This is a genomic window from Pseudomonas sp. HLT2-19-2 (assembly GCF_054898005.1).
Genome location: NZ_CM142712.1, coordinates 5,959,276 through 5,985,400 on the forward strand (window position 1 = coordinate 5,959,276; position 26,125 = coordinate 5,985,400).

General features: G+C 59.5%; 28 protein-coding genes. 15 read left to right on the forward strand and 13 right to left on the reverse strand.

What is annotated here, in order from left to right:
• Nucleotides 1-142 precede the first annotated feature (142 nt).
• On the forward strand, nt 143-1,537 hold the full coding sequence (gene argH / locus ACYZTU_RS28100) for an argininosuccinate lyase (protein WP_282479539.1): 1,395 nt from the start codon (nt 143-145) through the stop codon (nt 1,535-1,537).
• Between the two features lie 93 nt (nt 1,538-1,630).
• Here the strand turns inward: argH and ACYZTU_RS28105 are convergent, their stop codons facing one another.
• A complete protein-coding gene (locus ACYZTU_RS28105) occupies nt 1,631-2,290 on the reverse strand; it encodes a glutathione S-transferase family protein (protein WP_461967096.1) in 660 nt (219 codons plus the stop codon).
• Nucleotides 2,291-2,415: 125 nt separating this feature from the next.
• Here ACYZTU_RS28105 and ACYZTU_RS28110 point away from each other — a divergent pair, with 125 nt between their 5' ends.
• The 3 genes from ACYZTU_RS28110 to ACYZTU_RS28120 all read left to right on the forward strand — a co-directional run bounded on the left by ACYZTU_RS28110 (nt 2,416) and on the right by ACYZTU_RS28120 (nt 6,204).
• Entirely contained in the window at nt 2,416-2,700 is a 285-nt protein-coding gene (locus ACYZTU_RS28110) for a hypothetical protein (RefSeq protein WP_461967098.1), read from the forward strand.
• A 216-nt stretch (nt 2,701-2,916) separates the two neighbouring features.
• Entirely contained in the window at nt 2,917-3,162 is a 246-nt protein-coding gene (locus tag ACYZTU_RS28115) for a TIGR02647 family protein (protein ID WP_149631213.1), read from the forward strand.
• Nucleotides 3,163-3,357: 195 nt separating this feature from the next.
• On the forward strand, nt 3,358-6,204 hold the full coding sequence (locus ACYZTU_RS28120) for a class I adenylate cyclase (protein ID WP_461967099.1): 2,847 nt from the start codon (nt 3,358-3,360) through the stop codon (nt 6,202-6,204).
• 7 nt (nt 6,205-6,211) lie between these two features.
• Here the strand turns inward: ACYZTU_RS28120 and rnk are convergent, their stop codons facing one another.
• The 3 genes from rnk to cyaY form a co-directional block, all read right to left on the reverse strand.
• Nucleotides 6,212-6,622 carry a nucleoside diphosphate kinase regulator gene (rnk, locus tag ACYZTU_RS28125; RefSeq protein WP_461967101.1) on the reverse strand — a complete coding sequence of 137 codons (411 nt, stop codon included), beginning with the start codon at nt 6,620-6,622 and terminating at the stop codon, nt 6,212-6,214.
• Between the two features lie 184 nt (nt 6,623-6,806).
• Nucleotides 6,807-7,025, reverse strand: coding sequence for a DUF1289 domain-containing protein (locus ACYZTU_RS28130; RefSeq protein ID WP_461967103.1), 219 nt, complete (start codon nt 7,023-7,025; stop codon nt 6,807-6,809).
• 4 nt (nt 7,026-7,029) lie between these two features.
• Entirely contained in the window at nt 7,030-7,362 is a 333-nt protein-coding gene (cyaY, locus tag ACYZTU_RS28135; protein WP_461967105.1) for an iron donor protein CyaY, read from the reverse strand.
• A 239-nt stretch (nt 7,363-7,601) separates the two neighbouring features.
• On the opposite strand from cyaY, the gene lptM reads away from it, so the two are divergent.
• The 6 genes from lptM to ACYZTU_RS28165 are packed head-to-tail and all read left to right on the forward strand — an operon-like array spanning nt 7,602 to nt 12,218.
• Nucleotides 7,602-7,784, forward strand: coding sequence for an LPS translocon maturation chaperone LptM (gene lptM / locus ACYZTU_RS28140; protein WP_449645364.1), 183 nt, complete (start codon nt 7,602-7,604; stop codon nt 7,782-7,784).
• A 9-nt stretch (nt 7,785-7,793) separates the two neighbouring features.
• A complete protein-coding gene (gene lysA / locus ACYZTU_RS28145; protein WP_449645365.1) occupies nt 7,794-9,041 on the forward strand; it encodes a diaminopimelate decarboxylase in 1,248 nt (415 codons plus the stop codon).
• A gap of 4 nt (nt 9,042-9,045) precedes the next feature.
• The gene (gene dapF, locus ACYZTU_RS28150; protein ID WP_102614570.1) at nt 9,046-9,876 is read left to right on the forward strand and encodes a diaminopimelate epimerase; all 831 of its coding nucleotides are present in this window, start codon (nt 9,046-9,048) and stop codon (nt 9,874-9,876) included.
• Nucleotides 9,877-9,889: 13 nt separating this feature from the next.
• Entirely contained in the window at nt 9,890-10,615 is a 726-nt protein-coding gene (locus tag ACYZTU_RS28155; protein WP_461967107.1) for a DUF484 family protein, read from the forward strand.
• 2 nt (nt 10,616-10,617) lie between these two features.
• Nucleotides 10,618-11,517 carry a tyrosine recombinase XerC gene (xerC, locus tag ACYZTU_RS28160; RefSeq protein WP_461967109.1) on the forward strand — a complete coding sequence of 300 codons (900 nt, stop codon included), beginning with the start codon at nt 10,618-10,620 and terminating at the stop codon, nt 11,515-11,517.
• Nucleotides 11,514-12,218: an HAD family hydrolase gene (locus ACYZTU_RS28165; RefSeq protein ID WP_461967111.1), complete on the forward strand. Its 705-nt coding sequence runs from the start codon at nt 11,514-11,516 to the stop codon at nt 12,216-12,218. Before xerC ends, ACYZTU_RS28165 begins: the two co-directional genes overlap by 4 nt.
• Before the next feature lie 103 nt (nt 12,219-12,321).
• On the opposite strand, the gene sutA is transcribed toward ACYZTU_RS28165, so the two are convergent.
• From sutA to glnK, 4 genes are all read right to left on the reverse strand, one after another.
• Entirely contained in the window at nt 12,322-12,642 is a 321-nt protein-coding gene (gene sutA, locus ACYZTU_RS28170; protein ID WP_461967113.1) for a transcriptional regulator SutA, read from the reverse strand.
• A gap of 101 nt (nt 12,643-12,743) precedes the next feature.
• Nucleotides 12,744-13,169, reverse strand: coding sequence for a secondary thiamine-phosphate synthase enzyme YjbQ (locus ACYZTU_RS28175; RefSeq protein ID WP_461967115.1), 426 nt, complete (start codon nt 13,167-13,169; stop codon nt 12,744-12,746).
• A 214-nt stretch (nt 13,170-13,383) separates the two neighbouring features.
• Nucleotides 13,384-14,721 carry an ammonium transporter gene (locus ACYZTU_RS28180; protein WP_449645371.1) on the reverse strand — a complete coding sequence of 446 codons (1,338 nt, stop codon included), beginning with the start codon at nt 14,719-14,721 and terminating at the stop codon, nt 13,384-13,386.
• A gap of 35 nt (nt 14,722-14,756) precedes the next feature.
• Complete coding sequence (glnK, locus tag ACYZTU_RS28185; RefSeq protein ID WP_002555808.1) at nt 14,757-15,095, reverse strand: P-II family nitrogen regulator; 339 nt, start codon at nt 15,093-15,095, stop codon at nt 14,757-14,759.
• A 420-nt stretch (nt 15,096-15,515) separates the two neighbouring features.
• Between glnK and ACYZTU_RS28190 the strand changes: the two genes are divergently transcribed.
• A complete protein-coding gene (locus ACYZTU_RS28190; protein WP_008007559.1) occupies nt 15,516-15,776 on the forward strand; it encodes an accessory factor UbiK family protein in 261 nt (86 codons plus the stop codon).
• A gap of 357 nt (nt 15,777-16,133) precedes the next feature.
• On the forward strand, nt 16,134-16,661 hold the full coding sequence (locus ACYZTU_RS28195) for a BRO-N domain-containing protein (RefSeq protein WP_461967117.1): 528 nt from the start codon (nt 16,134-16,136) through the stop codon (nt 16,659-16,661).
• Nucleotides 16,662-16,714: 53 nt separating this feature from the next.
• Here the strand turns inward: ACYZTU_RS28195 and ACYZTU_RS28200 are convergent, their stop codons facing one another.
• Together ACYZTU_RS28200 and ACYZTU_RS28205 are read right to left on the reverse strand one after the other, a co-directional pair.
• Complete coding sequence (locus ACYZTU_RS28200; RefSeq protein WP_030129123.1) at nt 16,715-17,020, reverse strand: HigA family addiction module antitoxin; 306 nt, start codon at nt 17,018-17,020, stop codon at nt 16,715-16,717.
• A 7-nt stretch (nt 17,021-17,027) separates the two neighbouring features.
• Nucleotides 17,028-17,306 carry a type II toxin-antitoxin system RelE/ParE family toxin gene (locus ACYZTU_RS28205; RefSeq protein WP_461967119.1) on the reverse strand — a complete coding sequence of 93 codons (279 nt, stop codon included), beginning with the start codon at nt 17,304-17,306 and terminating at the stop codon, nt 17,028-17,030.
• Between the two features lie 250 nt (nt 17,307-17,556).
• Between ACYZTU_RS28205 and ACYZTU_RS28210 the strand changes: the two genes are divergently transcribed.
• A complete protein-coding gene (locus ACYZTU_RS28210) occupies nt 17,557-17,739 on the forward strand; it encodes a hypothetical protein (protein WP_461967121.1) in 183 nt (60 codons plus the stop codon).
• Between the two features lie 159 nt (nt 17,740-17,898).
• Entirely contained in the window at nt 17,899-19,392 is a 1,494-nt protein-coding gene (locus ACYZTU_RS28215) for a YifB family Mg chelatase-like AAA ATPase (protein ID WP_461967123.1), read from the forward strand.
• A 32-nt stretch (nt 19,393-19,424) separates the two neighbouring features.
• Here the strand turns inward: ACYZTU_RS28215 and ACYZTU_RS28220 are convergent, their stop codons facing one another.
• Nucleotides 19,425-21,401: a methyl-accepting chemotaxis protein gene (locus tag ACYZTU_RS28220; protein ID WP_461967125.1), complete on the reverse strand. Its 1,977-nt coding sequence runs from the start codon at nt 21,399-21,401 to the stop codon at nt 19,425-19,427.
• Between the two features lie 181 nt (nt 21,402-21,582).
• Complete coding sequence (locus ACYZTU_RS28225; RefSeq protein ID WP_461967127.1) at nt 21,583-22,503, reverse strand: LysR substrate-binding domain-containing protein; 921 nt, start codon at nt 22,501-22,503, stop codon at nt 21,583-21,585.
• Between the two features lie 176 nt (nt 22,504-22,679).
• Between ACYZTU_RS28225 and ACYZTU_RS28230 the strand changes: the two genes are divergently transcribed.
• The gene (locus tag ACYZTU_RS28230; RefSeq protein ID WP_461967129.1) at nt 22,680-24,077 is read left to right on the forward strand and encodes a NorM family multidrug efflux MATE transporter; all 1,398 of its coding nucleotides are present in this window, start codon (nt 22,680-22,682) and stop codon (nt 24,075-24,077) included.
• Between the two features lie 112 nt (nt 24,078-24,189).
• On the opposite strand, the gene ACYZTU_RS28235 is transcribed toward ACYZTU_RS28230, so the two are convergent.
• Entirely contained in the window at nt 24,190-25,863 is a 1,674-nt protein-coding gene (locus tag ACYZTU_RS28235; RefSeq protein WP_461967131.1) for a putative bifunctional diguanylate cyclase/phosphodiesterase, read from the reverse strand.
• Between the last annotated feature and the right edge of the window lie 262 nt (nt 25,864-26,125).

Below are 26,125 nucleotides of genomic sequence, written 5' to 3' on the forward strand. Positions count from 1 at the left end.
AATTCCCCGCGGCGTTGACTCGAGTAGGGTCCGCAGCATGGGGAAAAACGTGTCGACCAGTGTCAGCGACAGTATTGGCAACCCTGTTATTATCCGCGACAGCTTTCAACGCCATCTTTCTTCAGCCGATACGAGCGAATTCATGAGCACTGACAAGACCAATCAGTCCTGGGGCGGCCGCTTCAGTGAACCCGTCGACGCCTTCGTCGCCCGCTTCACCGCCTCCGTCACTTTCGACCAGCGCCTGTATCGCCACGACATCATGGGCTCGATCGCCCACGCCACGATGCTGGCCAAAGTCGGCGTGCTGACCGATGCCGAGCGCGACAGCATCACCGATGGGCTGAAGACCATCCAGGGTGAAATCGAGGCCGGCCAGTTCGACTGGCGCATCGACCTCGAAGACGTGCACATGAACATCGAGGCGCGTTTGACCGACCGCATCGGCGTGACCGGCAAGAAGCTGCACACCGGCCGCAGCCGCAACGACCAGGTCGCCACCGACATCCGCCTGTGGCTGCGTGACGAGATCGACCTGATCCTGAGCGAAATCACCCGTCTGCAAAAAGGCTTGCTGGAGCAGGCCGAGCGCGAAGCCGGCAGCATCATGCCGGGCTTCACTCACCTGCAAACCGCGCAGCCGGTGACCTTCGGGCACCACATGCTGGCGTGGTTCGAAATGCTCAGCCGCGATTACGAGCGCCTGGTCGATTGCCGCAAACGTACCAATCGCATGCCGCTGGGCAGCGCCGCACTGGCAGGCACCACCTACCCGATCGACCGCGAATTCACCGCCCAACTGTTGGGCTTCGACGCTGTTGGCGGTAACTCGCTGGACAACGTTTCCGATCGCGATTTCGCCATCGAATTCTGCTCGGCCGCGAGCATCGCGATGATGCACTTGTCGCGCTTCTCCGAAGAGCTGGTGCTGTGGACCAGCGCCCAGTTCCAGTTCATCGATCTGCCAGACCGCTTCTGCACCGGCAGCTCGATCATGCCGCAAAAGAAAAATCCGGACGTGCCGGAGCTGGTGCGTGGCAAGACCGGCCGCGTTTTCGGTGCACTGATGGGCCTGCTGACCCTGATGAAAGGCCAGCCACTGGCCTACAACAAGGACAACCAGGAAGACAAGGAGCCGCTGTTCGACGCCGCCGACACGTTGCGTGACTCGCTGCGGGCCTTTGCTGACATGATCCCGGCGATCAAACCCAAGCACGCGATGATGCGCGAAGCGGCACTGCGCGGTTTCTCCACCGCCACCGACCTGGCCGACTACCTGGTACGTCGTGGCCTGCCGTTCCGTGACTGCCACGAAATCGTTGGCCATGCCGTGAAGTACGGCGTGGAAAGCGGCAAAGACCTCGCGGAAATGAGCCTGGAAGAGCTGCGCAAGTTCAGCGACCAGATCGACCAGGATGTGTTCGCCGTGTTGACGCTGGAAGGCTCGGTGAATGCCCGTGACCATATCGGCGGGACCGCGCCGGCGCAGGTCAAGAAGGCTGTAGTGCGCGGTCAGGCATTGCTGGCTAGCCGCTAAAAGCTTCGCGGGCAAGCCTCGCTCCTACAGATCACACAAATCCTGTAGGAGCGAGGCTTGCCCGCGAATGCGGTCTTGAAGACGCTAAAAAACCTACTTCTTGGAAGCGACCATCGCCATAAACGCTGGCATCGCCGCTTCCTTGTCCTTTGCAATCCGCTGCACATGCGGGTTCTGTTCCAGACGCTCCAGCAACGCTTTGGCCGCCGGCATCTCAGCCAGCAAATCCAGGTCAAACAGCTTCTGCGCTACCGCACAGGCCAGCGGCACGCTGTAAAGGAAATACAAATCGGCAATGCTCAGGCTGTCACCTGCCACGTAAGGGGCAAATTTGCCGTGCCTGCTCAATGAGGCAAACCCCAGCAACAACTCGGCTTTGGTCTTGTCTTTGATCGCCTCCGGCACGGTCATGCCGAAAAATGCTTCGCCATAGCAGGCGCGCCCCGGCAGTTCAATGTACAGCTCGATTTCCTTGGCAAGTGCCAATACCTGGGACCGCTCAAAGGGATCGCTCGGCAACAGCGGCGTGCCTTTCTGGCTTTGTTCGAGGTATTCGAGAATCACGCTGGTTTCGTTGACGAAACCCTGTTCGACGCCCAGCACCGGCACCTTCCCGCGCGGGCTGATGGCTAACGCTTCGGCGCTCGGTCCTGGGTAAAACAATACTTCTTCAAAGGGTAATCCCTTCTCCAGCAGCGCCAGCTTGACCATGTTGTAGTAGTTGCTGACGGAAAATCCATAAAGCTTGAGCATCACTTAGCCTCCAGGCCGTGCGGGGGTTGGCAGTGTCTGTTTATAGAACGCCCAGGCGTTTCTTGCCAGCAGCATCACAGCGCTGAATGCAGGTAAACTGGCCGCCTTTCCTTGAGGAGCCTGCCATGAGCGAGCCAACCGATATCGAACTCGACGAAGAAGAGTTCGCCGAAAACACCCTGATCGAAGCCATCGAAAACCAGATCGAAAGCGACAACCCACCGGCCGCCAAGGCGACCTTCAACAAGCTGACGTTGGTGGGTTACGAGCGTGAAGAAATCCTCAATCTGATGGCCCACGTTCTGGCGGTGGAAATCGACGCAATCCTCGAAGAAGACCGCGCGTTCAACACCGAATGGTACGAAGCTGCGTTGCGTGCATTGCCAGAGTTGCCGCCGGAAAAGAAATAAAATCAAAGATCGCACCTGTCGAAGGTTGCGATCTTTTTCATTTCAGACAACCGTTTCTCAGACCCTGTCTACACTGGTAACCACCCCGCTGCCGCACCACCCGCCGGGGAATGCATCCCAAGGCGAAAAAACCCTGTCGCGAGCACTGGACATGCCGCCCGAGTGAGATCACCTTAGGGGCGCTGTCGTCCAATTCCTAGAAAGTCTGGAGTCCTTATGTCGCTTACCCCTGAGTTGGTTGCCGAACTGGAAATCCTCGCACTCTTCAACCTGGACAGTTCCCAGGAAGGTTTGAAAATTCATCAGACCGCTGCCCCGAAAGCCATTGCCGCCGCCCAAAGACTGTTCGACAAAGAACTGATCACCCAGCCAGATGGTGGTTATCTGACCAGTCTGGGTCGTGACGCCGCGCAAAATGTGCAAACCGTTCTGACCATTTTGACCGTAGAAGAAACAGCCTGAGTATTACCGCATCGCCCACGGAAACCCCTGCTACGGGATTTCCGCGGGCTCACTCCGGTACCTACCGTCGCCCCGCAATAAAAATCTGACGCCAGAAAAACAAAATCAGCTTAAAAGTCCCAGGGCCGAAGCGCTAAACTGCCCCTCATCCTGAGACCCCCCACGTCCGAGCCCCGCAAGCCGGTTTGAGCTGACATGACCCGCACCCATGAAATCCGCCCCGATCTGGACGAGGGAATCGACCGCAAGGTTCTCAGCCAACTGCGCGCACGTTTTCTGAAGCTCAACGAAGGCCGCATGGCTCGCGCCATGGAAGGGTTGTCAACCCGTCAGCAAGCAGTGCTAATCCTGTTGCCGCTGTTTTTCCACGTCAATCATCCGCTGTTGCCGGGATACGTTTCGGGCGGTACGCCAGCCGGGCTGTCGAATTACGAACCCGACGCCAGCGCCCTCGCCGAAGCCCAACGCCTGACTCGCTCGTTTTCCTATAAGCCCCGCCACGGCAGCAATCCGCCGCGACCGATTCACGGCCTGTTCCTGATGGGCAGTCTCGGCACCCTGGCCCAGGCCGATCAGAGCGACATGGACGTGTGGGTCTGTCACGGGCCGGACTTGAGCGAAAACGAGCTCACTGAGCTGCGCAAAAAATGCCAGCTCCTCGAAATCTGGGCTGCCAGCCAGGGCGCCGAGGCGCATTTCTTCCTGATCGACCCGACCCGTTTCGTACGCGGCGAACGTGATACGCAACTGAGCTCGGAAGACTGCGGCACCACCCAGCACTATCTGCTGTTGGACGAGTTTTATCGCACCGCGATCTGGCTGGCCGGCCGCACACCCATCTGGTGGCTGGTGCCAGTCTACGAAGAGGCAAGCTACGACCGGTACACCCACACGCTGATGTCCAAGCGCTTCATCCGTGCCGACGAAACACTGGACCTGGGGCATCTGGCCTATATCCCACCCGGCGAGTTCATCGGCGCCGGGCTCTGGCAGTTGTTCAAGGGCATCGAATCGCCGTACAAATCGGTGCTCAAACTGCTGCTGACCGAGGTCTATGCCAGCGAGCACCCCAAGGTCCATTGCCTGAGCCTGCGCTTCAAGCAAGCGGTGTTTGCCAATCGGCTCGACCTTGATGAGCTGGACCCGTATGTCGTGGTCTACCGGCGTATTGAGGAATACCTCACCGCCCGTGGCGAGCCGGAACGGCTGGAGCTGGTACGCCGGGCGTTGTACCTGAAGGTCAATCGCAAACTCACCGGCAGCAGCAGTCGCACCCAGAGCTGGCAACGTTCGTTGCTCAAACGCCTGGCCCACGAATGGCACTGGGATCATCGTCAACTGGCCCTGCTCGATAGCCGCAGCCAGTGGAAAGTCCGCCAGGTCAGCTCTGAGCGCAGGGCCTTAGTCAACGAGCTCAATTACAGCTACCGCTTCCTGACCCAGTTCGTCCGCACCGAACAGACCGTCAGCCTGATCAACAAACGCGACCTTAACGTGCTGGGTCGGCGGCTGTACGCGGCGTTCGAGCGCAAGGCCGACAAGGTCGAGTTCATCAACCCTGGTATCGCCCCGGATCTGGCCGAAGACACCCTCACACTGGTGCAAGCGCCGAACAAAAAAGAACCGGGGCAATCTCAGTGGGGTTTGTACAACGGCAGCCTGACGGCCCTCGAGTGGGAGCATTTCGCACCAATCAAGCGCGGCCGCCAATTGCTGGAGCTGCTGACCTGGTGTCACCGCAATGGCGTGATCGACAGCAGCACTCGCCTGGCCTTGCATCCCGGCACCAGCGACCTGAGCGAGTTCGAACTGTTCAACCTGCTCGGCAGCCTGCAACAGAGCATCGTCCTGCCGCTGACAACCGTCGCTGAAGAACCGTTACTGCGCGCCAGTGTGCCGAGCGAAGTGCTGATTCTGGTGAACGTCGGTGTCGATCCACTCAAGCACCACCGCGACCTGAACATCCTGATGACCACCGAGCGCACCGATTCGCTGAGCTACGCCGGCGTTCGGGAGAATCTGGTGCTGACGCTGGATCAGGTCACGCTCAATAGTTGGAACGAAGTGCTGGTCAGCCGTTTCAACGGTCCTCACGCGCTGCTCGACTGCGTGCGCGATTACCTCAACAACCTGCCCAGCGGACTACAACAACCCACGTTGCGCGTGCGTTGCTTCTGCCACAACCGCGCCCAGTTCATCGCCCAGCGTGTCGAAGAAATCCTCGACACGGCGCAGAACCTGCTGTTGAGTAAACTCAATCATCGCTACCTGATTCAGGTCCAGCAGCACTACCACGTGCTGGAACTGGTGCCCGGCCAGGTCAATCATGTCGCCCTCGCCACGCTGCCGGCGCTGGTCGATTATCTGGGCGAAGAGCTGGCAAGCTACAGCCCGCTGCACCTGGACCCGATGGCACTGGAAGATCACGACCTGGCGCTGGTCCTGCCGATGGGTCAGCCCGATTGCATTCAGGTGTTCTACCGGATCAATGAATACCACGCCGACCTGTACGTACTGGATGAATTCAATGCCCTGTGGCAGCAGCGTTTGCCCTATCACGACGAGCAAAGCCTGCTGGTGCCATTGCAACGCTTCCTGCAATCGCTCCAATACCGGCGCGACGCATTGCTGCCGATGGATGTTGCCCAGCCGCTGAGCCTGGACACCTTGTATTACCAACTGCTGCCATCCGGCCCTGTACGGGCACGTCGGGTCGAAGCTCGGCCTGCGCCGCAAACTCCGGTCAACAAACCGTTCTACGACGTGCAGGCGATTGTCGGCAAAGCCGCACCGGGACAGGTGCAGGTCACGTTGTATTGCAATCAGCGGGAGTTTTCAGAGTTGGAGCATGGCGACCAACTGTTCAGCGTGGTCGCCCGGGAAATCGTCGAGCAACGCCGTGAAACCGAACGCTATCGCTGCTACATCACCGACCTGGACCTGTCGGGCCTGCTCGGTGATGGGCAGAACTCAAGCAATCTGTATTTGCGCTACAAAGCCGACCTCGAACGCGCACTGAACGCGGCGCTCGAGCAGGTCTGAGGGGACGTCATTCCGGGAAGACGCCGCCATTGGCAGGCTGCGATTCGACTTCCAGCAGGGTCAGTTTGAGGGTCTTGCCGCCCGGAGCCGGCCAGTCGATGTGCTGGCCAACCTTAAGGCCGAGCAAGGCACTGCCCACTGGCGCCAGAATGGAAATCTTGCCTTCGTCGGCATTGGCATCCTTCGGGTAAACCAGCGTCAGGTGATAGTCCTTGCCGCTGATTTCTTCACGGCAATGCACACGAGAGTTCATGGTCACGACATCGGCTGGCACCTCTTCGTGACCGACCAGGGTATCGGCGCGATCCAGTTCGGTTTGCAGCGCGATAACGCCCGGCAGCGTGTCATCCAGGCTGTCGATCAGGCGTTCCAGACGTTGAACGTCCAGACGGGTAAGGGTGATTGAAGGTGCGGTCATGATTTGGGCAGACTCCTTTCTTCTGCACAGAAAAAGCAAAACCCCGCCAGAAAAAGGCGGGGTTTTCACGAGCCTCGATGGGTTGAGGCGTACCCGGACACTATCACAGCTCAAAAAATATACAAGCCGGGGGCGGACACCGCCCTTAAGACTTTATAGAGAACCACTGTGGCTAATACAGGGATCAGATAGCTGATTTACGTTGAAGGGCCTGCGCGCAGATGACACGCCGCCGCTCATCATCGGCCGAGCGCCATTCGCGGATGTCTTCGACATGGCGAAAACACCCTAGGCAGAGCTTTCGCTCATCCAGCCGACACACACCGCTGCACGGCGAAGGGACCGCCGGGCTGACATTGCTGTAGAGCGGCTTGGGCGGACGAACGGGCGCAGGCTGCGTCACGATCTCACAGACCTTCGAAATCGAGTTCGACGCCAGCTTGCTGCTTAACGATGCGCTCAAGCATCTCGCCCAATTGCTCTTCGCTCTTGTCGCACATCCAGCGCTCGCTCTCTTCGTCGTAATCGAAGTGGAACCCACCGGACACGGCCGCCAGCCACAACTGCCGCAGTGGCTCCTGACGGCTGAAGATCAACTGGCTGCCATTTTCGAACTTGACGGTGAGCACACCGGCCGAGTTCTCCAGATCAATATCCAGGTCACTTTCGTCAAAAACATCCTCCAGCGTCTGCTGGGTGGCATCGACCAGATCGTGGAAACGGGCTTCAGTCAAACTCATTGCGGGAACCTCAAAAAGTGTCTACTCACGCTCAAGCGCCGCAAGATACGGGCGAGCCCCGGCGATTGCAAAGGATAACGACCAAGGGCCCGACAGCGTTACGAAATATCCGTGTACGGTGCAGGACAAGTTACCGCGCTACGGTCCAAGCCCCGCCGGACGGGAGCCCCGTCGCATAGGCAAGCTGCCGGGTGGCCGGTATACTCCGGCGCAATTAATGCATTTTCAAGGATTTCGCCATGAAGCGCCTGATCTCTTCCCTTGCTGCGCTCGCTTCGCTCGTCGCTTTTACTTGCTTATTATCGGCCTGTGGTCAAAAAGGCCCACTGTACCTGCCCGATGACAGCCAGGACCCTGCAGAGCAGGCCAAGTCGTCGCAAAAACAGCCTGCATCCAAATCGCACAAGCACGACGTCTACTAAGGGAACGCCATGGACGCTTTTAACTACCGTGGCGGGGAGCTGTTCGCGGAAGGTGTTGCCCTGTCCGCCATCGCTCAACGCTTTGGCACACCGACCTACGTCTACTCCCGCGCCCACATCGAAGCCCAGTACCTGGCTTTTGCCGATGCACTGGCCGGCATGCCGCACCTGGTCTGCTTTGCGGTCAAGGCCAACTCCAACCTGGGTGTACTGAATGTCCTGGCGCGTCTTGGCGCCGGTTTCGACATCGTCTCCCGTGGTGAGCTGGAACGTGTACTGGCCGCTGGCGGCAGCGCCGATAAGATCGTGTTCTCCGGTGTCGGCAAGACCCGTGACGACATGCGTCGTGCCCTGGAAGTCGGCGTGCATTGCTTCAACGTCGAATCCACCGATGAGCTGGAACGTCTGCAAGTCGTCGCCGCCGAGCTGGGCGTTCGCGCGCCGATCTCGCTGCGCGTAAACCCGGATGTCGACGCCGGTACCCACCCGTATATTTCCACCGGACTTAAAGAGAACAAGTTCGGCATCGCCATCGCCGACGCCGAAGACGTGTACATCCGTGCCGCCCAGCTGCCTAACCTGGAAGTGGTTGGCGTCGATTGCCACATCGGTTCGCAACTGACCACCCTGGCGCCATTCATCGATGCCCTTGACCGCCTGCTGGGCCTGGTCGACCGCCTCGGCGATTGCGGCATTTACCTGCGCCATATCGATCTCGGTGGTGGCCTGGGCGTGCGTTATCGCGATGAAGAGCCGCCCTTGGCTGCCGACTACATCAAAGCCGTGCGCGAGCGTCTCGACGGTCGTGACCTGGCGCTGGTGTTCGAGCCGGGCCGCTTTATCGTCGCCAACGCCGGCGTGTTGCTGACCCAGGTCGAGTACCTCAAGCACACCGAACACAAAGACTTCGCCATCGTCGACGCGGCCATGAACGACCTGATCCGCCCGGCGCTGTACCAGGCCTGGATGGACGTCACCGCCGTGCGCCCGCGCAATACCGCTGCCCGCGCCTACGACATCGTCGGGCCGATCTGCGAGACCGGCGACTTCCTGGCCAAGGACCGTCAGCTGGCCCTGGAAGAAGGCGATCTGCTGGCCGTGCATTCGGCCGGTGCCTACGGGTTTGTCATGAGTTCCAACTACAACACCCGCGGTCGTGCCGCTGAAGTGTTGGTGGACGGTGATCAGGCATTTGAAGTGCGTCGCCGTGAGACGGTAGCCGAGTTGTTTGCTGGCGAAAGCCTGCTGCCGGAGTAAAACCATGCTGCTGCGTTTTACCAAGATGCACGGCCTGGGCAATGACTTCATGGTCCTTGACCTGGTCAGCCAGCATGCGCACATCCTGCCCAAACATGCCAAGCAATGGGGCGATCGGCATACGGGTATCGGTTTCGACCAGTTGCTGATCGTCGAAGCACCCAGCAACCCGGACGTGGATTTCCGCTATCGGATCTTCAACGCCGACGGATCCGAAGTGGAACAGTGCGGCAACGGTGCGCGCTGCTTCGCGCGTTTCGTGCTCGACAAGCGCCTGACCGCGAAACGGCTGATCCGCGTCGAAACCAAAAGTGGCATCATCGAACTGGATATCCGCAGCGACGGGCAGATCGGTGTCAACATGGGCGCACCGCGTCTGGTACCGGCCGACATTCCGTTCGACGCGCCGGAACAGGCCCTGAGTTATCAGGTTGACGTCGACGGCACTGCGGTCGAACTGGCCGCCGTGTCCATGGGCAACCCCCATGCCGTGCTGCGGGTCAGCGATATCAACAACGCACCGGTGCATGAACTGGGGCCGAAAATCGAAAATCATCCGCGCTTCCCGGCGCGGGTCAATGTCGGTTTTCTCCAGGTCATCGACCGGAACCGTGCGCAGCTGCGCGTTTGGGAACGCGGGGCCGGGGAAACCCAGGCGTGCGGAACCGGCGCTTGCGCTGCCGCAGTGGCCGCGATCAGCCAGGGGTGGATGGATTCGCCGCTATTGATCGACCTGCCCGGCGGGCGTTTGTCCATTGAATGGGCAGGCCCTGGCCAACCGGTGATGATGACCGGCCCGGCAGTCCGCGTATATGAAGGACAAGTGCGTCTTTGAGTGAGCTAAATCCATGAAAGATAAGCCCCAGGTTCCCGCCCTACAGCCCGACGAATCCTCTTCCGAAAGCCTTGAGGCGGCGGCGATTGCCGCGTACCTGGAGGCTCATCCGGATTTCTTCGTCGAGCATGAAGAACTGCTCGCAACCTTGCGCATTCCGCACCAGCGCGGCGACACCATTTCGCTGGTCGAACGCCAGATGACTATCCTGCGCGACCGCAATATCGAGTTGCGTCATCGCCTCTCGCACTTGATGGACGTGGCGCGGGACAACGACCGCCTCTTCGACAAGACCCGCCGCCTGATTCTCGCGCTGATGGACGCCACCAGTCTGGAAGATGTGGTGATCAGCGTCGAAGACAGTCTGCGCCAGGACTTCCAGGTGCCCTTTGTCAGCCTGATTCTGCTGGGTGACAACCCCATGCCGGTGGGCCGCTGGGTGACCCATGCCGACGCGCAAACGGCCATCGGCGGCTTGCTCTCGGAAGACAAAAGCGTCAGCGGCAGTCTGCGTGAACATGAACTGGACTTCCTGTTTGGCGAAGAACAGCGCAAGCAGATTGGCTCCACCGCCGTCGTCGCCATCAGCTACCAGGGCATCCACGGCGTCCTGGCCATCGCCAGCCGCGACCCGCAGCACTACAAGAGCTCGGTGGGCACGCTGTTCCTCAGCTACATCGCCGAAGTGATGGGCCGCGTGCTACCGCGGGTCAACAGTTCCCTGCGCTCGGTACGCTGACCATGGAACGGCAACTGGACGCTTACTGCGAACACTTGCGCAGTGAGCGACAGGTGTCGCCCCACACGCTGTACGCCTACCGCCGCGACCTCGACAAAGTGCTGGGCTGGTGCGTCAAACAGAACATCAGCAGTTGGGCCGCCCTGGACATCCAGCGCCTGCGCAGCCTGGTCGCACGCCTGCATTCACAGGGTCAATCGTCCCGCAGCTTGGCGCGTTTACTGTCGGCAGTGCGTGGGCTCTATCACTACCTCAACCGCGAAGGCCTTTGCGATCACGACCCGGCCAATGGCCTGGCGCCGCCGAAGGGCGAACGTCGGCTGCCAAAAACCCTCGACACCGACCGCGCGCTGCAACTGCTTGAGGGCGCGGTGGAAGATGATTTCCTGGCGCGTCGGGATCAGGCGATTCTGGAGCTGTTCTATTCCTCAGGTTTGCGCCTTTCGGAACTGACCGGACTCAACCTGGATCAGCTGGACCTGGCCGATGGCATGGTTCAAGTGCTCGGCAAGGGCAGCAAGACCCGACTGCTGCCGGTCGGCAAGAAAGCACGCGAAGCGCTGGAGTTGTGGCTGCCGCTACGGGCCATGACCAACCCGGCGGACGACGCGGTGTTTGTCAGCCAGCAAGGCCGGCGCCTCGGCCCACGGGCGATTCAGGTGCGGGTTAAAGCCGCTGGCGAGCGCGAATTAGGACAAAACCTGCATCCGCACATGCTGCGGCACTCCTTCGCCAGCCATTTGCTGGAGTCCTCCCAGGACTTGCGGGCGGTTCAGGAATTGCTCGGTCACTCGGACATCAAAACCACCCAGATCTACACCCACCTGGACTTCCAGCACCTGGCGACGGTTTACGACAGTGCCCATCCAAGGGCCAAACGCATCAAAGGCGATGAGTCATGAGAATCCAATTGATCACCTTCGACCTTGACGACACCCTGTGGGACACCGCCCCGGTGATCGTCAGCGCCGAAGCCGTATTGCGTGAATGGCTGACCGAGCATGCACCGAATCTGGGCGCCGTGCCGGTGGAGCATTTGTGGGCGATTCGCGAGCGGATCCTCAGCAACGAACCAAGCCTCAAGCACCGCATCAGCGCCCTGCGTCGCCGAGTCTTGTTCCACGCACTGGAAGAGGCCGGTTACGACCAGGGTCAGGCTGCAGACCTGGCCGATCAGAGTTTTGAGGTATTTCTGCATGCCCGGCATCAACTGGAAATTTTCCCGGACGTGCAACCGACCCTGGAAACTCTGGCCAATCACTACGCCCTCGGCGTGGTCACCAACGGCAATGCCGATGTGCGCAGATTAGGGCTGGCGGATTACTTCAAGTTTGCCTTGTGCGCCGAAGACATCGGCATCGGCAAGCCGGATGCGCGACTGTTTCATGAGGCGTTGCAACGGGGTGGTGCGACGGCTGAAACGGCCGTGCATATCGGCGATCATCCGGGTGACGATATTGCCGGCGCCCAGCAGGCGGGGTTGCGGGCGATCTGGTTTAACCCGGCGGGCAAGGTGTGGGAAGCGCAGAAGGCGCCGGATGCCGAGATTCGTAGTCTGACCGAGTTGCCAGCGTTGTTGGCCCTGTGGAACGCTCAACACTGACCTGAGAACACACACAACCCCCTGTGGGAATTCAGAGTTTTGTTCCACCCATGAAAAAGCCCGCAGCGACGGCGGGCTTTTTCAGCAAGCAAGCTGCAGGCGCTTAGATAGGCCGACTGCCATACTTGTTGTCAGGCTTCTTGGGAGGATCGGCGACCACATTGGCCTCCACTTCCTGCACCTTTCCGCCTTTGGAGAGAAACTCCTCCATGGCGCGTGCCAGAGCGTCACGCTCTTTGTTCTTGGCTTCAACGCTCGGCAGCTCATCGACCGATACCGCTGCCTTGGCCTTGCCTTTGGCGGTCGGAACGGGCGCTTCACCGCCATCGTCGTCAGCAACGTCTTCCGCTGCAGTTTCCAGACCTTCTTCGGCTTCGTCGTCGCCTATTTCGAGGTCGTCGTTTTCCAGATCATCGTCGCTCATGTTCTACCTCATGACTTGCGAAAAGCAGATTAGTTATAGCCCAGCTTCGCCATCTGTCGAAGGCCGCCGGAAAAAATTCTACAACCGCTGGTAACCACGGTTTATGCCCCTTCACCGTAGACGGTGGCGAGGACTTTACGGGCACCGCCATTATCACGGTGCTCGCCCAGATAAACGCCTTGCCAGGTTCCCAGCGCCAGTCGGCCTGCCGAAATCGGCAAACTGAGCTGACAGCCAAGTACGCTGGCCTTGAAGTGCGCCGGGAGGTCGTCCAGGCCTTCGTCGTTATGCTCATAGCCGTCTGTTCCTTGTGGGATCAGACGATTGAAAAATCGTTCGAAGTCGCGACGTACCGCCGGATCGGCGTTCTCGTTGATGGTCAACGACGCCGAGGTATGCTGCAGCCACAAATGCAACAGACCGACCCGACATGCCTTGATTTCAGGCAGGCCGGCGAGTAACTCGTCCGTTACCAGATGAAAGCCCCGGGGCCTCGCCCGCAGGGTAATCAGAGTCTGTTGCCACATACAGTTCTCCGCACGTTCGGGGCGCATTCTAGCGCGCTCTGGGAAAAAACAAAGGCCCTAATATTCCTTCAATCATGTAAGCCATTGGCCGCAGAAAAACGCTCGTCGTAAACGCCACTAAACGTGTACGAAAAAACCTTTCAGCAGTTCCTTCACTGACAAACTCCAGACAAAAAAATGCCCGGCAAGCCGGGCAAGTTTTTTGTGCGCGTACTTACAAGTTGTAGCCGCGTTCGTTGTGAAGCGCCAAATCGATGCCGACCGCCTCTTCTTCCTCAGTGATGCGCAGACCCATGACGGCGTCCAGGACCTTGAGAATGATGTAGGTGACGATCGCGGTGTAAATCACCGTGAAGCCCACGCCTTTCAACTGAATCCAGACTTGTGCACCGATGTCGGTGACAGTGCCGAAGCCACCCAGGGCCGGTGCAGCGAAGACACCGGTCAGGATCGCACCGAGGATACCGCCGATACCGTGCACACCGAAGGCGTCCAGGGAGTCGTCATAACCGAGTTTGCGTTTCAGGGTGGTGGCGCAGAAGAAGCACACCACGCCGGCTGCCAGGCCGATGACCAGAGCACCCATCGGGCCTACGGTGCCAGCGGCTGGTGTGATTGCAACCAGACCGGCCACAACACCCGAAGCGATACCCAGAGCACTTGGTTTGCCGTGAGTGACCCACTCGGCGAACATCCAACCCAATGCAGCGGCGGCGGTTGCGATCTGGGTCACCAGCATCGCCATACCGGCAGTGCCGTTGGCCGCAGCAGCGGAACCGGCGTTGAAGCCGAACCAGCCGACCCACAGCATGGCGGCGCCCATCAGGGTGTAACCAAGGTTGTGCGGCGCCATCGGAGTGGTCGGGAAGCCTTTGCGCTTGCCCAGTACCAGGCAGGCAATCAGACCGGCCACACCGGCGTTGATGTGCACCACGGTGCCGCCGGCGAAGTCCAGCACGCCCCAGTCCCACATCAGGCCGCCGTTACCGGACCAGACCATGTGCGCAATCGGTGCATAAACCAGGGTGAACCAGACGCCCATGAAGATCAGCATCGCGGAGAACTTCATCCGCTCGGCGAAGGCACCGACGATCAGCGCAGGGGTGATGATGGCGAAGGTCATCTGGAAGGTGATGAACACCGCCTCAGGGAACAGCGCCGCGGGACCGGTCAGGCTCGATGGCGTGACACCGGCGAGGAACGCCTTGCCCATGCCGCCGAAGAATGAGTTGAAGTTGACGACGCCCTGTTCCATGCCGGTGGTGTCGAACGCGATGCTGTAGCCATAAATGACCCACAGAATGCTGATCAGACCGGTAATGGCGAAGCACTGCATCATCACGGAAAGAATGTTTTTGGAGCGAACCATGCCGCCGTAGAACAGCGCGAGGCCGGGAATGGTCATGAACAGCACGAGGGCTGTCGAGGTCAACATCCAGGCGGTGTCGCCGGAGTTGAGGACTGGGGCCGCCACTTCGTCTGCCGCCATAGCCAGGCTGGGCATTACGAGGGACAACAGGGCTCCTAGCCCTGCGAATTTACGCAGAGTCATATTGTTTTCTCCTGGGGCGTTGGGGGTGTGGCGGCTTAGATTGCGTCGGTATCGGTTTCGCCGGTACGGATGCGAATCGCCTGTTCCAGATTGACCACGAAGATCTTGCCGTCACCGATCTTGCCGGTGTTGGCAGCCTTGGTTATCGCCTCGATAACCCGGTCAAGATCCTTGTCGTCAATGGCGACATCAATCTTCACCTTTGGCAGGAAATCGACCACGTATTCCGCGCCACGATACAGCTCGGTGTGACCCTTCTGCCGACCGAAGCCTTTGACTTCAGTAACGGTAATGCCCTGCACGCCGATCTCGGACAGCGACTCGCGTACGTCGTCCAGTTTGAACGGCTTGATGATGGCAGTGACTAGCTTCATGAAAACTCTCTCCCGAATTTGGTGGACTTGCCCCAGGAAAACAAACCCGACTCAAGTCTAAGCGCAGTGCCTGGCTTTGTAACGCATCGTCGGCCTTACCTGCCCGTCCGACGCCTGCTAACCACTCCGCACGAAACACTTTCCCCCGTTCCGCTTGGCGCACTGCATTCGTCACAGCGACTGCATCAGTGCATGGGTCACTACTGACTAAGCAGAAAGCTTGCCATCTCGCCAAAACCTACTGATTTCAGGCCCTTGGCCGCTGCCGCAAGCTGCTCCGCTGCAATGGCCCGACTGATACGCACAACAACAGTGCATTGCCGTCCGTCCGCATGCGCGAAAAGCGTGCAGCCCTGACTGAGAGATTGACTATAGACACTGCGTGATACACTGCCCGCCATTGTTGACAGGACATTTCCCATGCTCGCACCCAAAGATTTCCTCGATGCCCTGAGCGGCACCGCCTCCCGCCTCTTCAGCGGCGACACCCCACTGCCGAAAAGCGAAATCGAAAGCCAGTTCAAGGCACTGTTGCAGAGCGGCTTCAGCAAGCTGGATCTGGTGAGCCGGGAAGAATTCGATAGCCAGATGGTCGTGCTGGCACGGACGCGGGCACGATTGGAGAGTCTTGAGGCGAAGGTGGCGGAGTTGGAAGCGAAGCTCAATCCGCCGACCGAATAACACCACAATCCCTGTGGGAGCGAGCTTGCTCGCGATAAGGTCGGAACGACCTTCCTGCCATTCCAGATTCCGCGCTAATTACAGGCTGAGTCCTACAAAGATCACATCCGCCGTCCGATTGCGCCGCGAAGCCCCGGTTCCTAAGCTCACCCAATGCTGAATGTTCAGCTATGGGTTTGGCGACCCGGAAAGCTTAAGGCGCACGACGACCATTGACCCAAGTTATGGCGGTTGTGCGTGGGAGACCTTCGGGTCTGCCGGGTTCCTTTTGCTCCGGTTCGCCAACCCGCGTACAACTGCCACCCATTCGTTTGGCGACGAACGCAGGCAGCCCTTTAAGCAAGAGGAGCTGTAACAATGAATTGCGACGACGCTTATCTAACCCCCAACGTCTTCACCGGCCACAAACTCCACCTCCACGCCCTCCTTCTGGAAAACCAACCTTGGTTCAGCGCCCGCGACCTCGGCCGCCTCCTGCGCCTCTTCCTCGACGAACGCGCCGTCCGCAAACTCGACCCCGATCAACATCAAACCTCACGGACGCTCATCCACGGCGTCATCGAAAACACCCTGCTGATCAGCGAATCCGGCGTCTACGCGTTACTGGTCTACCACTACTGCCCCGAATACCGAAGCCTGCGTGAATGGCTGACCCACGACGTGGTCCCAGCCCTCAGAGACGCCCAGCAACCGCCCTCAAGCGAACGCCCGATTCTGAGCCTGCTGAACTGGCCGGAAATGTCGTTGAGTTTGCTGCACTGGAATAACCAGCCGTGGATTCGATTGCAGGATGTTCCGCATATGTTGCCGAGTGGCGAGCGCCCGCGAGGTGCGGTCAATACGCCTTGGTGGAAGCGAGCATCGAAAATGCTCCAAACATTCTGATTCCCAAAAAAGAACCCCACGTCGTTAACGTGGGGTTCGATTAATACGAAAGATCAGGCGCAGTGTGGAAGACGCTCGACCTGATCGCGAATCGCGGCACCCCGTTCAATTTCGGCTTTACGCAAATCGTATGTCGATTGCAGGTTCAGCCAAAACTCAGGGGTCGTATCCAGGCAGATAGAAAGCCTGAGAGCCATGTCTGCACTAACACCCCGACGCTGGAGGACGATGTCATTCACCGTCGGTGTCGAGACACTCAATGCTCTGGCCAAAGCCGCAGCCGTTAGGCTCAGAGGCTCCAGGTATTCCTCTTTGAGGATCTCGCCGGGATGAACCGGGCGCATACCATTCTTAGTCATACTCACCTCAGTGATAATCGACAATTTCGACATTTTCTGGTCCGTTAGGGCCCCAGATAAAGCAAATTCGCCATTGAGCATTGATACGGATGCTGTGTTGTCCTTTGCGATTCCCTCCCAACCCCTCCAAACGATTGCCCGGCGGTGATCGAAGATCTATCAACACAGCTGCTGCATCAAGCATCGTCAGCTTTCGTTCCACGACACTCACAATGGCTGACCACACACGGGTTCTACCGTTGCGAAACAAGTACTCGGTCTCAGGACAATTAAAGCTAACGATCATAATTTAAAGCTTAACGTTATGCATTAACCTTGAGTGTATAACCTGAATTCACCAATGCAAACGCGGTGTAGCGATTCTTGGCCTTCCTTTCAAAACTTTAGGAAAAGGACTACCTGCGCCCTTCAGAAGGCTTTCGAAATCCAGCCGAGTCCTACAGAAACAAGCGCCAATTCCCATTGCATCAAAACCGTGTCCAATTCTTAAGCTGACCGACCAAAAAAACCAATCTACAAATCCAAAAGAGGTCGCTATGAAATCTAAAAAACAAAAAGCCAAACCGTTACTCGTCGCTAAATATCATGCTGAGGCACTCCGGCTAGCCGGGAGCGTATCGGCCAATCAACGCCGCTTTTTGGATGTCGCTGCTGCTCACGGCAAAGAACTCGAGCCGAGTGGCTGGCTTGCAGGCACGTGCCTGACCAAGCTCCAATGAGACCGCCTGACTGCGGTTTTTTTTCGCATCCGAATTAGCTCACCAACGCTCGCAACATCCTGCGAAGGTTTGGCGCCTCCTCCGCCACGCTAAATCACCACCTCCCGACTACCCTTCAAAAAACCGCAGGAAGCGGTCTCGTCAGCTCAAGGAATGATCATGTCTCTGGCCATCGTTCACAGTCGCGCCCAGATTGGAGTGGAGGCGCCTGCCGTCACCGTCGAAGTCCATCTGGCCAACGGTTTGCCATCGCTGACCATGGTCGGTTTACCTGAAGCGGCAGTGAAGGAAAGCAAGGATCGAGTACGCAGTGCGATCATCAACTCAGGCCTGCAATTTCCAGCACGTCGCATCACCTTGAATCTCGCGCCCGCCGACTTACCAAAAGACGGCGGACGCTTCGATCTGGCGATTGCCCTTGGGATTCTGGCGGCCAGCGTGCAGGTGCCGACGTTGACGCTGGATGACGTGGAGTGTCTGGGAGAGCTGGCGCTCTCAGGCGCGGTGCGGGCTGTTCGGGGGGTGTTGCCGGCAGCGCTGGCAGCACGCAAGGCCGGACGCTCGTTGATGGTGCCCCGGGCGAATGCCGAGGAAGCGTGCCTGGCATCGGGGTTGAAGGTGATTGCGGTGGATCATCTGCTGGAAGCGGTTGCGCATTTCAATGGTCACACGCCGGTTGAGCCCTATGTTTCCAATGGGCTGCTCTACGCCAGCAAGCCCTATCCCGACTTGAATGAAGTGCAGGGCCAACTCGCGGCCAAGCGTGCGTTGCTGATTGCGGCGGCAGGGGCTCATAACCTGTTGTTCAGCGGTCCACCGGGAACAGGAAAAACCCTGCTGGCGAGCCGTTTACCTGGGCTTTTACCGCCACTGGCGGAAAGCGAAGCGCTGGAAGTTGCGGCGATTCAATCGGTCGCTAGCTGCGTGCCGCTGAGCCATTGGCCGCAGCGACCGTTTCGCCAGCCCCATCACTCCGCCTCAGGTGCGGCGCTGGTAGGCGGCGGTTCGAAACCGCAACCCGGCGAAATCACCCTCGCCCACCATGGCGTTCTATTCCTGGATGAGCTGCCGGAGTTTGACCGCAAAGTATTGGAGGTTTTAAGGGAGCCAATGGAGTCCGGGCACATCGTGATCGCCCGTGCCCGTGACCGCGTACGATTTCCGGCGCGATTCCAATTGGTTGCCGCGATGAATCCCTGCCCCTGTGGATATCTTGGCGAGCCGAGCGGCCGCTGCTCGTGTACGCCGGACATGGTCCAGCGCTACCGCAACAAACTGTCGGGCCCACTGCTGGATCGCATCGATTTGCACCTGACTGTTGCAAGGGAGGCTACGGCTTTAAATCCAGCGTTGAAGGCCGGTGACGACACGGCCACTGCCGCCGTTCTGGTCGCCGATGCACGAGAACGGCAACACAAACGCCAGGGCTGCGCCAACGCCATTCTCGATCTGCCAGGCCTGCGCCGCCACTGCAACTTATCCACAGCTGACGAAACGTGGCTGGAAACTGCCTGTGAACGACTGACCTTGTCGCTGAGGTCAGCCCATCGACTGCTCAAAGTGGCGCGCACCCTGGCGGACCTTGAGCAGGTCGATGGCATCACCCGCGAGCATCTGGCCGAAGCACTGCAATACCGGCCAACCCTTAACTAGAGCTCATGGCAGAGAAAGAATGTGGCAGCCCCTTAGCGGAACCGGTCAACCTCATGCCGCAAATCCGCTGCCAGCTTCTCCAGCTCTTTGGCGGTGATAGCCAGATTGGACACCACCTCACGCTGCTCACTGTTCGCCAGGGCAATGCTTTGCAGGTTGCTGCTCAACAAGGTTGCGGTACTGCTCTGCTCTTGGGTCGCGGTGGTGATGGCCGCGAATTGCTCACCCGCCGAACGGCTCTGCTCATCAATCCGCGCCAGCGCCGAAGCGACGTTGGCGTTGCGCGACAGGCCTTCTTGCATCAACACGTTGCCCTGTTCCATGGTGCTGATGGCGTTGCCGGTTTCCTGCTGAATGCTTTGGATCATGCCGGAGATTTCGTCAGTCGCCTGGCGAGTGCGCGAAGCAAGGTTGCGCACCTCGTCGGCCACCACTGCAAAACCCCGACCCTGCTCACCAGCTCGGGCGGCTTCGATGGCGGCGTTGAGCGCCAGCAGGTTGGTTTGATCGGCAATCGAGGTAATCACACCGACAATGCCACCGATTTCCTGAGAGCGCTGACCCAAGGTATTGATCACCGTCGCCGTGCTCTGAAGCGCGCCGGCGATTTGCTCCAGAGACGAGGACGCTTCGTCCATCGACGTACGACCGATCTGGGTTTGCTGTGCGTTTTCCTGAGCCAGACGTTGGGTGCTGCCCATGTTGTCGGCAATGTTCAGGGACGTAGCGCTGAATTCTTCCACGGCGCCAGCCATGCTGGTGATTTCGCCCGACTGCTGCTCCATCCCTTCATAGGCACCGCCGGACAGACCGGACAAGGCCTGGGCACGGCTGTTGACCTCTTGCGAAGCCTTGCGGATGTGCTCGACCATGGTCGACAAAGCTTGGCTCATCTGGTTGAAAGCGCGGGCCAGCTGACCGATCTCGTCGTTGCTCGACACGTTCAGCCGCACGCTCAAATCACCGGCACCCAAGGCTTCAGCCTGACGCACCAAATCACCCAGCGGCGCGAGCTTGCTGCGCAACAGCCAGACTGCCGAGCCCACAGCGATCAACATTGCCAGCAGACTGCCAATCGCCAATTGAATACCGACACTCCAGGTCACCGCACGGATTTCGGTTTTCGGCATGCTCGCCACGACCGACCATGGGCCGCCTTCAAAGGGTACGGCAATGCTGTAGAAATCTTCGGACTTGTCGCTCCAGAATTCGCCCTTGCCCGGTGTCTTCGCCAAGCGAACGATGCTCGGAGTCGCCTGAGCCAGCGCTTGCACACCCGCAATCGGCACCAGCCATTTGCTCTGTTCATCCAGCAGCGCCAGGGAACCGGTCTGGCCGATACGGAAGCGCTTGAGGTTGGCGAACTGCGCGTTCTGCGCGTCGGTGTAGTCGAATCCTACGAACAGTACGGCAATCACCTTACCGCCGCTGTCACGAACGGGGGTGTACTGAGTCATGTAGGAGCGTTCGAACAGCAAGGCACGACCGACATAACTCTGTCCGGCCATCAGCCGTGCATAGGCCGGGTTAGCGTGATCAAGCAGCGTGCCGATGGCCCGGTTGCCGTCCTGTTTGCTAAGTGAGGTGCTAATCCGAATAAAGTCTTCGCCGCTGCGCACGAACACCGTCGCAACGCCCGCCGTCATTTGCTTGAACTCGTCCACTTCCTTGAAGTTGTTGTTCAATACTTCGCTGCTCAGGTGCAGACCCGGGGTCTGGGTGCCCGCCACGGTCACCGGTTCGTCCGGATGCACGCTCAGCCCCGCGCTGAAGCGCTTCTCGAACAAGCCAGCCAGGCGCTGGGTGCTTTCACGCAACGTGCCGTGAAAGGTGCTCAACTGATCGGCCAGCAACCGGGCTTCACTGGCCAGGTGCTCTTCGCGGGTGGCGAGGTTGGCGGTGTCCAGCGAACGCAGGGCGAACACGGTACTGCCAGTGATGACAATCGCCAGTATCACGGCAAGCGCAAGACCAAGCTGTGAGGCGATCCGGGCACGAGGTTGAGACATGACAGCTCCTGGCCGAGTGACCGGATCATCCTGATCACGACGCACACTCAGCAAAATTTCTAATGGGAATACGTCGAACCTGCACGAAGGTTCCATCTGCAGACTTTCGGCGGCAAACCTGAATACTTGAGTAATTAACCGGGATATGGCTCAAGGCCGCCATTGCGGCGGCTCTATCGATTCAGCTCAAGTGCTCGACGTCCGGTAACTCCATCGCGCGAACTTCGCCCTGGAGGAAATCGCTGAGCCTGCGCAAACGCTCACCTCCGGGGCGTGTTTTCGGCCAGACCAGGTAATAATTCTCACCACTGGCAACGGCAGTCGGCCACGGCAAACTCAGACGTCCCTGAGCCACATCCTCCGCGACCATCAGCAGATCGCCCATGGACACGCCATAGCCTCGGGCGGCGGCGATCATGCCCAGCTCCAGCGTGTCGAACACCTGCCCGCCCTTGAGTGACACCTGGTCCGCCAGCCCCATGCGTTCCAGCCAACTGCGCCAGTCGCGACGATCCGGCGTTGGGTGCAGCAGTTCGGCATTGGCCAGCCGCGCGACATCCCACGGTTGATCCTGCAGAAGATTCGGCGCGCCGACTGGAATCAGCTCTTCCGGAAACAGGAAACTCGCCTCCCAGTCCGGCTGAAAATGCCCGTTGCTGAGGATCACGGCGCAGTCGAACGGTTCATGGTTGAAGTCCACCGAGTCGACGTCCATCCATGCGCTGGTCAATTGCACCTCATTGCCTGGCTGCAGGTGCCGAAAGCGGCTGAGCCTTGCCAGCAGCCAACGCATGGTCAGGGTCGACGGCGCTTTCATGCGCAGAATGTCATCCTCGGCGCGCAAGGTATTGCAGGCCCGCTCCAGCGCGGTGAAGCCTTCACGAATGCCAGGCAGGATCAGCCGCGCCGATTCGGTCAATTGCAGATTGCGCCCGCTGCGGTGAAACAGCCGACAGGCAAAATGGTCTTCGAGCGTACGAATATGCCGGCTGACCGCACTTTGAGTGATCGATAATTCTTCGGCCGCGCGGGTAAACGAGCTGTGCCGCGCCGCCGCTTCGAATGCGCGCAGGGCATACAAGGGAGGAAGACGACGAGACATTCGGAAAGCTCCTATAGCGGGATTCGGTCACCCTAGCAGAAACTCTCCAGCATGAGTTTTAATCATGCAACCCATCCTTTTTATCCCTTTGTGCAAACCCCGCAGAGCGCCGAGAATCGACGCTTTCCTGTCCTCTTTAGCCTTCCTTTTCTCTTTAAGCGCGGAGCGTGATGACCATGCAGCATCCAGCACGTACCGAACTCTGGGCCATCCTGCGGCTGGCGGGGCCGTTGATTGCCTCGCAGTTGGCGCACATGCTGATGGTCCTCACCGACACCTTGATGATGGCGCGCCTGAGTCCCGAAGCGCTGGCCGGGGGTGGCCTGGGCGCGGCGACGTACTCATTCGTGTCGATCTTCTGCATTGGCGTGATCGCTGCGGTCGGCACCCTCGTGGCAATCCGTCAGGGTGCGGGCGATATCGTGGGCGCTGCGCGGCTGACTCAAGCCGGGCTATGGCTGGCGTGGTTGATGGCGCTGGTGGCCGGGCTGCTGCTGTGGAACCTGAAACCGGTATTGCTGATGTTTGGCCAGACCGAAACCAACGTCCATGCGGCAGGACAGTTCCTGCTGATCCTGCCGTTCGCCCTGCCCGGCTACCTGAGCTTCATGGCCCTGCGCGGCTTCACCAGTGCCATCGGCCGGGCGACGCCGGTGATGGTGATCAGCCTGGGTGGCACCGTGGCCAACTTCGTCCTCAACTATGCGTTCATCACCGGGATGTTCGGCTTGCCAAAAATGGGCCTGGTGGGGATTGGCCTGGTCACCGCGATCGTCGCCAACCTGATGGCCGTGGCACTCGCGCTGCACATCCGTCGGCATCCGGCCTACGACGCTTACCCCTTGCGTCAGGGCCTGTCGCGGCCGAACCGTCAGTACCTGAAAGAACTGTGGCGCCTGGGTCTGCCGATTGGTGGCACCTACGCGGTGGAAGTCGGGTTGTTTGCGTTCGCCGCGCTGTGCATGGGCACTATGGGCAGTACGCAACTGGGCGCACACCAGATCGCCCTGCAAATCGTCTCGGTGGCGTTCATGGTTCCGGCGGGGCTTTCCTATGCGATCACCATGCGTATCGGTCAGCACTACGGCGCCGGGCAGTTGCTTGACTCACGGCTGGCCGGACGGGTTGGTATTGCCTTTGGCGCGGCGGCGATGCTGGGCTTCGCCATGGTCTTCTGGCTGCTGCCGAATCAGTTGATCGGGTTGTTCCTTGACCATAACGACCCGGCCTTTCGCCCAGTCATCGACCTGGCCGTGAGCCTGCTGGCGGTAGCGGCGTGGTTCGAGCTGTTCGACGGCACGCAAACCATCGCCATGGGCTGCATTCGCGGGCTCAAGGATGCCAAGACCACGTTTCTGGTGGGTTTGGGCTGCTATTGGCTGATTGGCGCGCCAGCCGCCTGGTGGATGGCCTTCCATTTGGATTGGGGGCCAACGGGTGTCTGGTGGGGATTGGCACTGGGGTTGGCGTGCGCGGCGGTGAGCCTGACGTTGGCGTTTGAGTGGAAGATGAAGCGGATGATTCGGCGGGAGCCGTCGTCAGGGGCAAGCTTCCAAATCGCCCAGCCTGACTAAGATCCCTTGTAGGAGCGAGGCTTGCCCGCGAAGAGGCCATATCTGATACCACATGTGTTGAATGTCAGACTACCTATATCGCGGGCAAGCCTCGCTCCTACAGGGTCTGTGGTTAGCTCACGACTTCCAGTGCGGGCTGCTGACTGCTGCCAAACGTCAAATACTCAACCAGATCCGCCAGCGGCAATGGCTTGCTGATCAGATATCCCTGCACCTGATCGCAGCCAAACCCGCGCAAAAGTTCCAGTTGCTCCGGCGTTTCTACGCCTTCGGCGACCACTTCAAGGTTGAGGTTGTGCGCCAGATTGATCATCGCGTGGACCAGTTTGCGATTCTCTTCGCGCTGTTCCATGCCGCCGACAAAGCTCTTGTCGATTTTCAGCAAGGTAATTGGCAAGCTGTTGAGGTGCACAAACGAAGAGAAACCGGTACCGAAGTCGTCCAGGGAGAAGCGCACACCCAGACGCCCCAAGGCATCCATGGTCTGTTTCACCAGATCGCTGCGGCGCATCACCGCGGTTTCAGTCAGTTCGAACTCCAGCCATTGCGCCTCGACGCCGCGCTCGGCAATCAACCGGCTCAGCGTCGACAGTAACTGGCTGTCCTGAAACTGCCGGAACGACAGGTTGATCGCCATGTGCAATGCCGGCAAACCCCGTTCGCGCAACGCCTGCATGTCGCGCAACGCGCGGGAAATCACCCAGTAACCGAGTGGCACGATCAAGCCGCTCTGCTCGGCCAGCGGCACGAATTCGCTGGGTGGCAGCAAGCCTCGCTCGCCATGACGCCAGCGCACCAAAGCTTCGAGGCCGACGATCTGCCCGTCCTCAAGGTTCAGGCGTGGCTGGTAATGCAGTTCCAATTCATCCCGACGCAACGCCCGGCGCAGCTCGCTTTCGAGGTCGGCCATGCTGCGGGCATTGCGATTGATGCGTTCGTTGAAGGTGTGAAAGGTACAGCCCTGAGTGCTTTTGGCTTGTTGCATGGCGATGTGCGCGTGCCACATCAGCGGGTCGGCGCCGGCCTGGGCCCGGGCGTGGGCAATACCGAGGCTGGAGCCGATCAACAGGCTTTCGCCGTCAACCCAGTAAGGCTCGGCCAGCGCTTCGGTAATGCGTTCGGCCATCCATTCGGCACGCTGAGGCGCGCGGCGGGTGTCGATCAGCAGGGCAAATTCATCGCTGCCCAGCCGCGCCAGTTGATCGCCGGCCTCAAGCTGGCTTTTCAGCCGCGCGACCACTTGCAGGATCAACCGATCGCCGGCCTGATGGCCGAGGGCGTCGTTGGCGTGTCGAAAGTTGTCGAGGTCAAGGTGCCCTAGGGCCAGACCGCGGCCGTCGTTTTCCGCCAGGCGTGCCGCCAGCAAGGTCTGGAAACCCTGGCGGTTGGCGATGCCGGTCAGCGGGTCTTGCTCGGCCAGGCGCTGCAGTGTGTTTTCCAGCATGCCGCGCTCTCGCACATGGCGCAGGCAACGGCGCAACATGCCGGGATCGAGCAGATCGCGCACCAGCCAGTCACTGACACCATCGGGCGGCGACAGCGGCTCATGCTCGAGCAGCAACACCGTCGGCAGGCTGCAACGGCCGGGCAAAGGCTGGAGAGCCGGGATCGTCAATAACACCGCGCTGCGGTTGTCATCGAATAGACTGCTGACCGACTCCCAGCTCGGCGCGCTGATCAGCACGGCCGAGTTCCCCATCGGAGCCAGGCACTCGCGCAACAACGCTGCCCACGCTGGCTCTTCCGCCAGTAGCAGCAAACGCAAGGGTTCGACAGGCGTAGACAAGCTAGCTCCCTAGACTCTGCAAAGATGTAGGCGACGGGCATTATGCAGCGCCGGTAACCAATGACCAAATGACATCGGTTATCAACCGTTGCTTTGGATCTTGAATGACGACATTAGACGCAAACTCATCGCGTATCCTGCGTGAAAGTATCAAAACCGGCAAATATAGATAGCGTGCTGCGTCACAAGTCGGAGAGAGCAGCACAATTCGCTGAGCCTGTTAAAATGCCGGCCCATTTCGCAAACGACTCCCTGATTTCGT

Coding starts and splice junctions, on each gene's coding strand:
- rnk (WP_461967101.1), bottom strand. CDS start 6,622: ATGACCGCACCTTCAATCACCCTTACCCGTCTGGACGTTCAACGTCTG.
- lptM (WP_449645364.1), top strand. CDS start 7,602: ATGAAGCGCCTGATCTCTTCCCTTGCTGCGCTCGCTTCGCTCGTCGCT.
- sutA (WP_461967113.1), bottom strand. CDS start 12,642: ATGAGCGACGATGATCTGGAAAACGACGACCTCGAAATAGGCGACGAC.
- ACYZTU_RS28120 (WP_461967099.1), top strand. CDS start 3,358: ATGACCCGCACCCATGAAATCCGCCCCGATCTGGACGAGGGAATCGAC.
- xerC (WP_461967109.1), top strand. CDS start 10,618: ATGGAACGGCAACTGGACGCTTACTGCGAACACTTGCGCAGTGAGCGA.
- ACYZTU_RS28115 (WP_149631213.1), top strand. CDS start 2,917: ATGTCGCTTACCCCTGAGTTGGTTGCCGAACTGGAAATCCTCGCACTC.
- argH (WP_282479539.1), top strand. CDS start 143: ATGAGCACTGACAAGACCAATCAGTCCTGGGGCGGCCGCTTCAGTGAA.
- ACYZTU_RS28195 (WP_461967117.1), top strand. CDS start 16,134: ATGAATTGCGACGACGCTTATCTAACCCCCAACGTCTTCACCGGCCAC.
- ACYZTU_RS28215 (WP_461967123.1), top strand. CDS start 17,899: ATGTCTCTGGCCATCGTTCACAGTCGCGCCCAGATTGGAGTGGAGGCG.
- ACYZTU_RS28110 (WP_461967098.1), top strand. CDS start 2,416: ATGAGCGAGCCAACCGATATCGAACTCGACGAAGAAGAGTTCGCCGAA.
- dapF (WP_102614570.1), top strand. CDS start 9,046: ATGCTGCTGCGTTTTACCAAGATGCACGGCCTGGGCAATGACTTCATG.
- ACYZTU_RS28165 (WP_461967111.1), top strand. CDS start 11,514: ATGAGAATCCAATTGATCACCTTCGACCTTGACGACACCCTGTGGGAC.
- ACYZTU_RS28105 (WP_461967096.1), bottom strand. CDS start 2,290: ATGCTCAAGCTTTATGGATTTTCCGTCAGCAACTACTACAACATGGTC.
- ACYZTU_RS28220 (WP_461967125.1), bottom strand. CDS start 21,401: ATGTCTCAACCTCGTGCCCGGATCGCCTCACAGCTTGGTCTTGCGCTT.
- glnK (WP_002555808.1), bottom strand. CDS start 15,095: ATGAAGCTAGTCACTGCCATCATCAAGCCGTTCAAACTGGACGACGTA.
- ACYZTU_RS28205 (WP_461967119.1), bottom strand. CDS start 17,306: ATGATCGTTAGCTTTAATTGTCCTGAGACCGAGTACTTGTTTCGCAAC.
- lysA (WP_449645365.1), top strand. CDS start 7,794: ATGGACGCTTTTAACTACCGTGGCGGGGAGCTGTTCGCGGAAGGTGTT.
- ACYZTU_RS28210 (WP_461967121.1), top strand. CDS start 17,557: ATGAAATCTAAAAAACAAAAAGCCAAACCGTTACTCGTCGCTAAATAT.
- ACYZTU_RS28175 (WP_461967115.1), bottom strand. CDS start 13,169: ATGTGGCAACAGACTCTGATTACCCTGCGGGCGAGGCCCCGGGGCTTT.
- ACYZTU_RS28180 (WP_449645371.1), bottom strand. CDS start 14,721: ATGACTCTGCGTAAATTCGCAGGGCTAGGAGCCCTGTTGTCCCTCGTA.
- ACYZTU_RS28190 (WP_008007559.1), top strand. CDS start 15,516: ATGCTCGCACCCAAAGATTTCCTCGATGCCCTGAGCGGCACCGCCTCC.
- ACYZTU_RS28230 (WP_461967129.1), top strand. CDS start 22,680: ATGCAGCATCCAGCACGTACCGAACTCTGGGCCATCCTGCGGCTGGCG.
- ACYZTU_RS28225 (WP_461967127.1), bottom strand. CDS start 22,503: ATGTCTCGTCGTCTTCCTCCCTTGTATGCCCTGCGCGCATTCGAAGCG.
- cyaY (WP_461967105.1), bottom strand. CDS start 7,362: ATGAGTTTGACTGAAGCCCGTTTCCACGATCTGGTCGATGCCACCCAG.
- ACYZTU_RS28200 (WP_030129123.1), bottom strand. CDS start 17,020: ATGACTAAGAATGGTATGCGCCCGGTTCATCCCGGCGAGATCCTCAAA.
- ACYZTU_RS28155 (WP_461967107.1), top strand. CDS start 9,890: ATGAAAGATAAGCCCCAGGTTCCCGCCCTACAGCCCGACGAATCCTCT.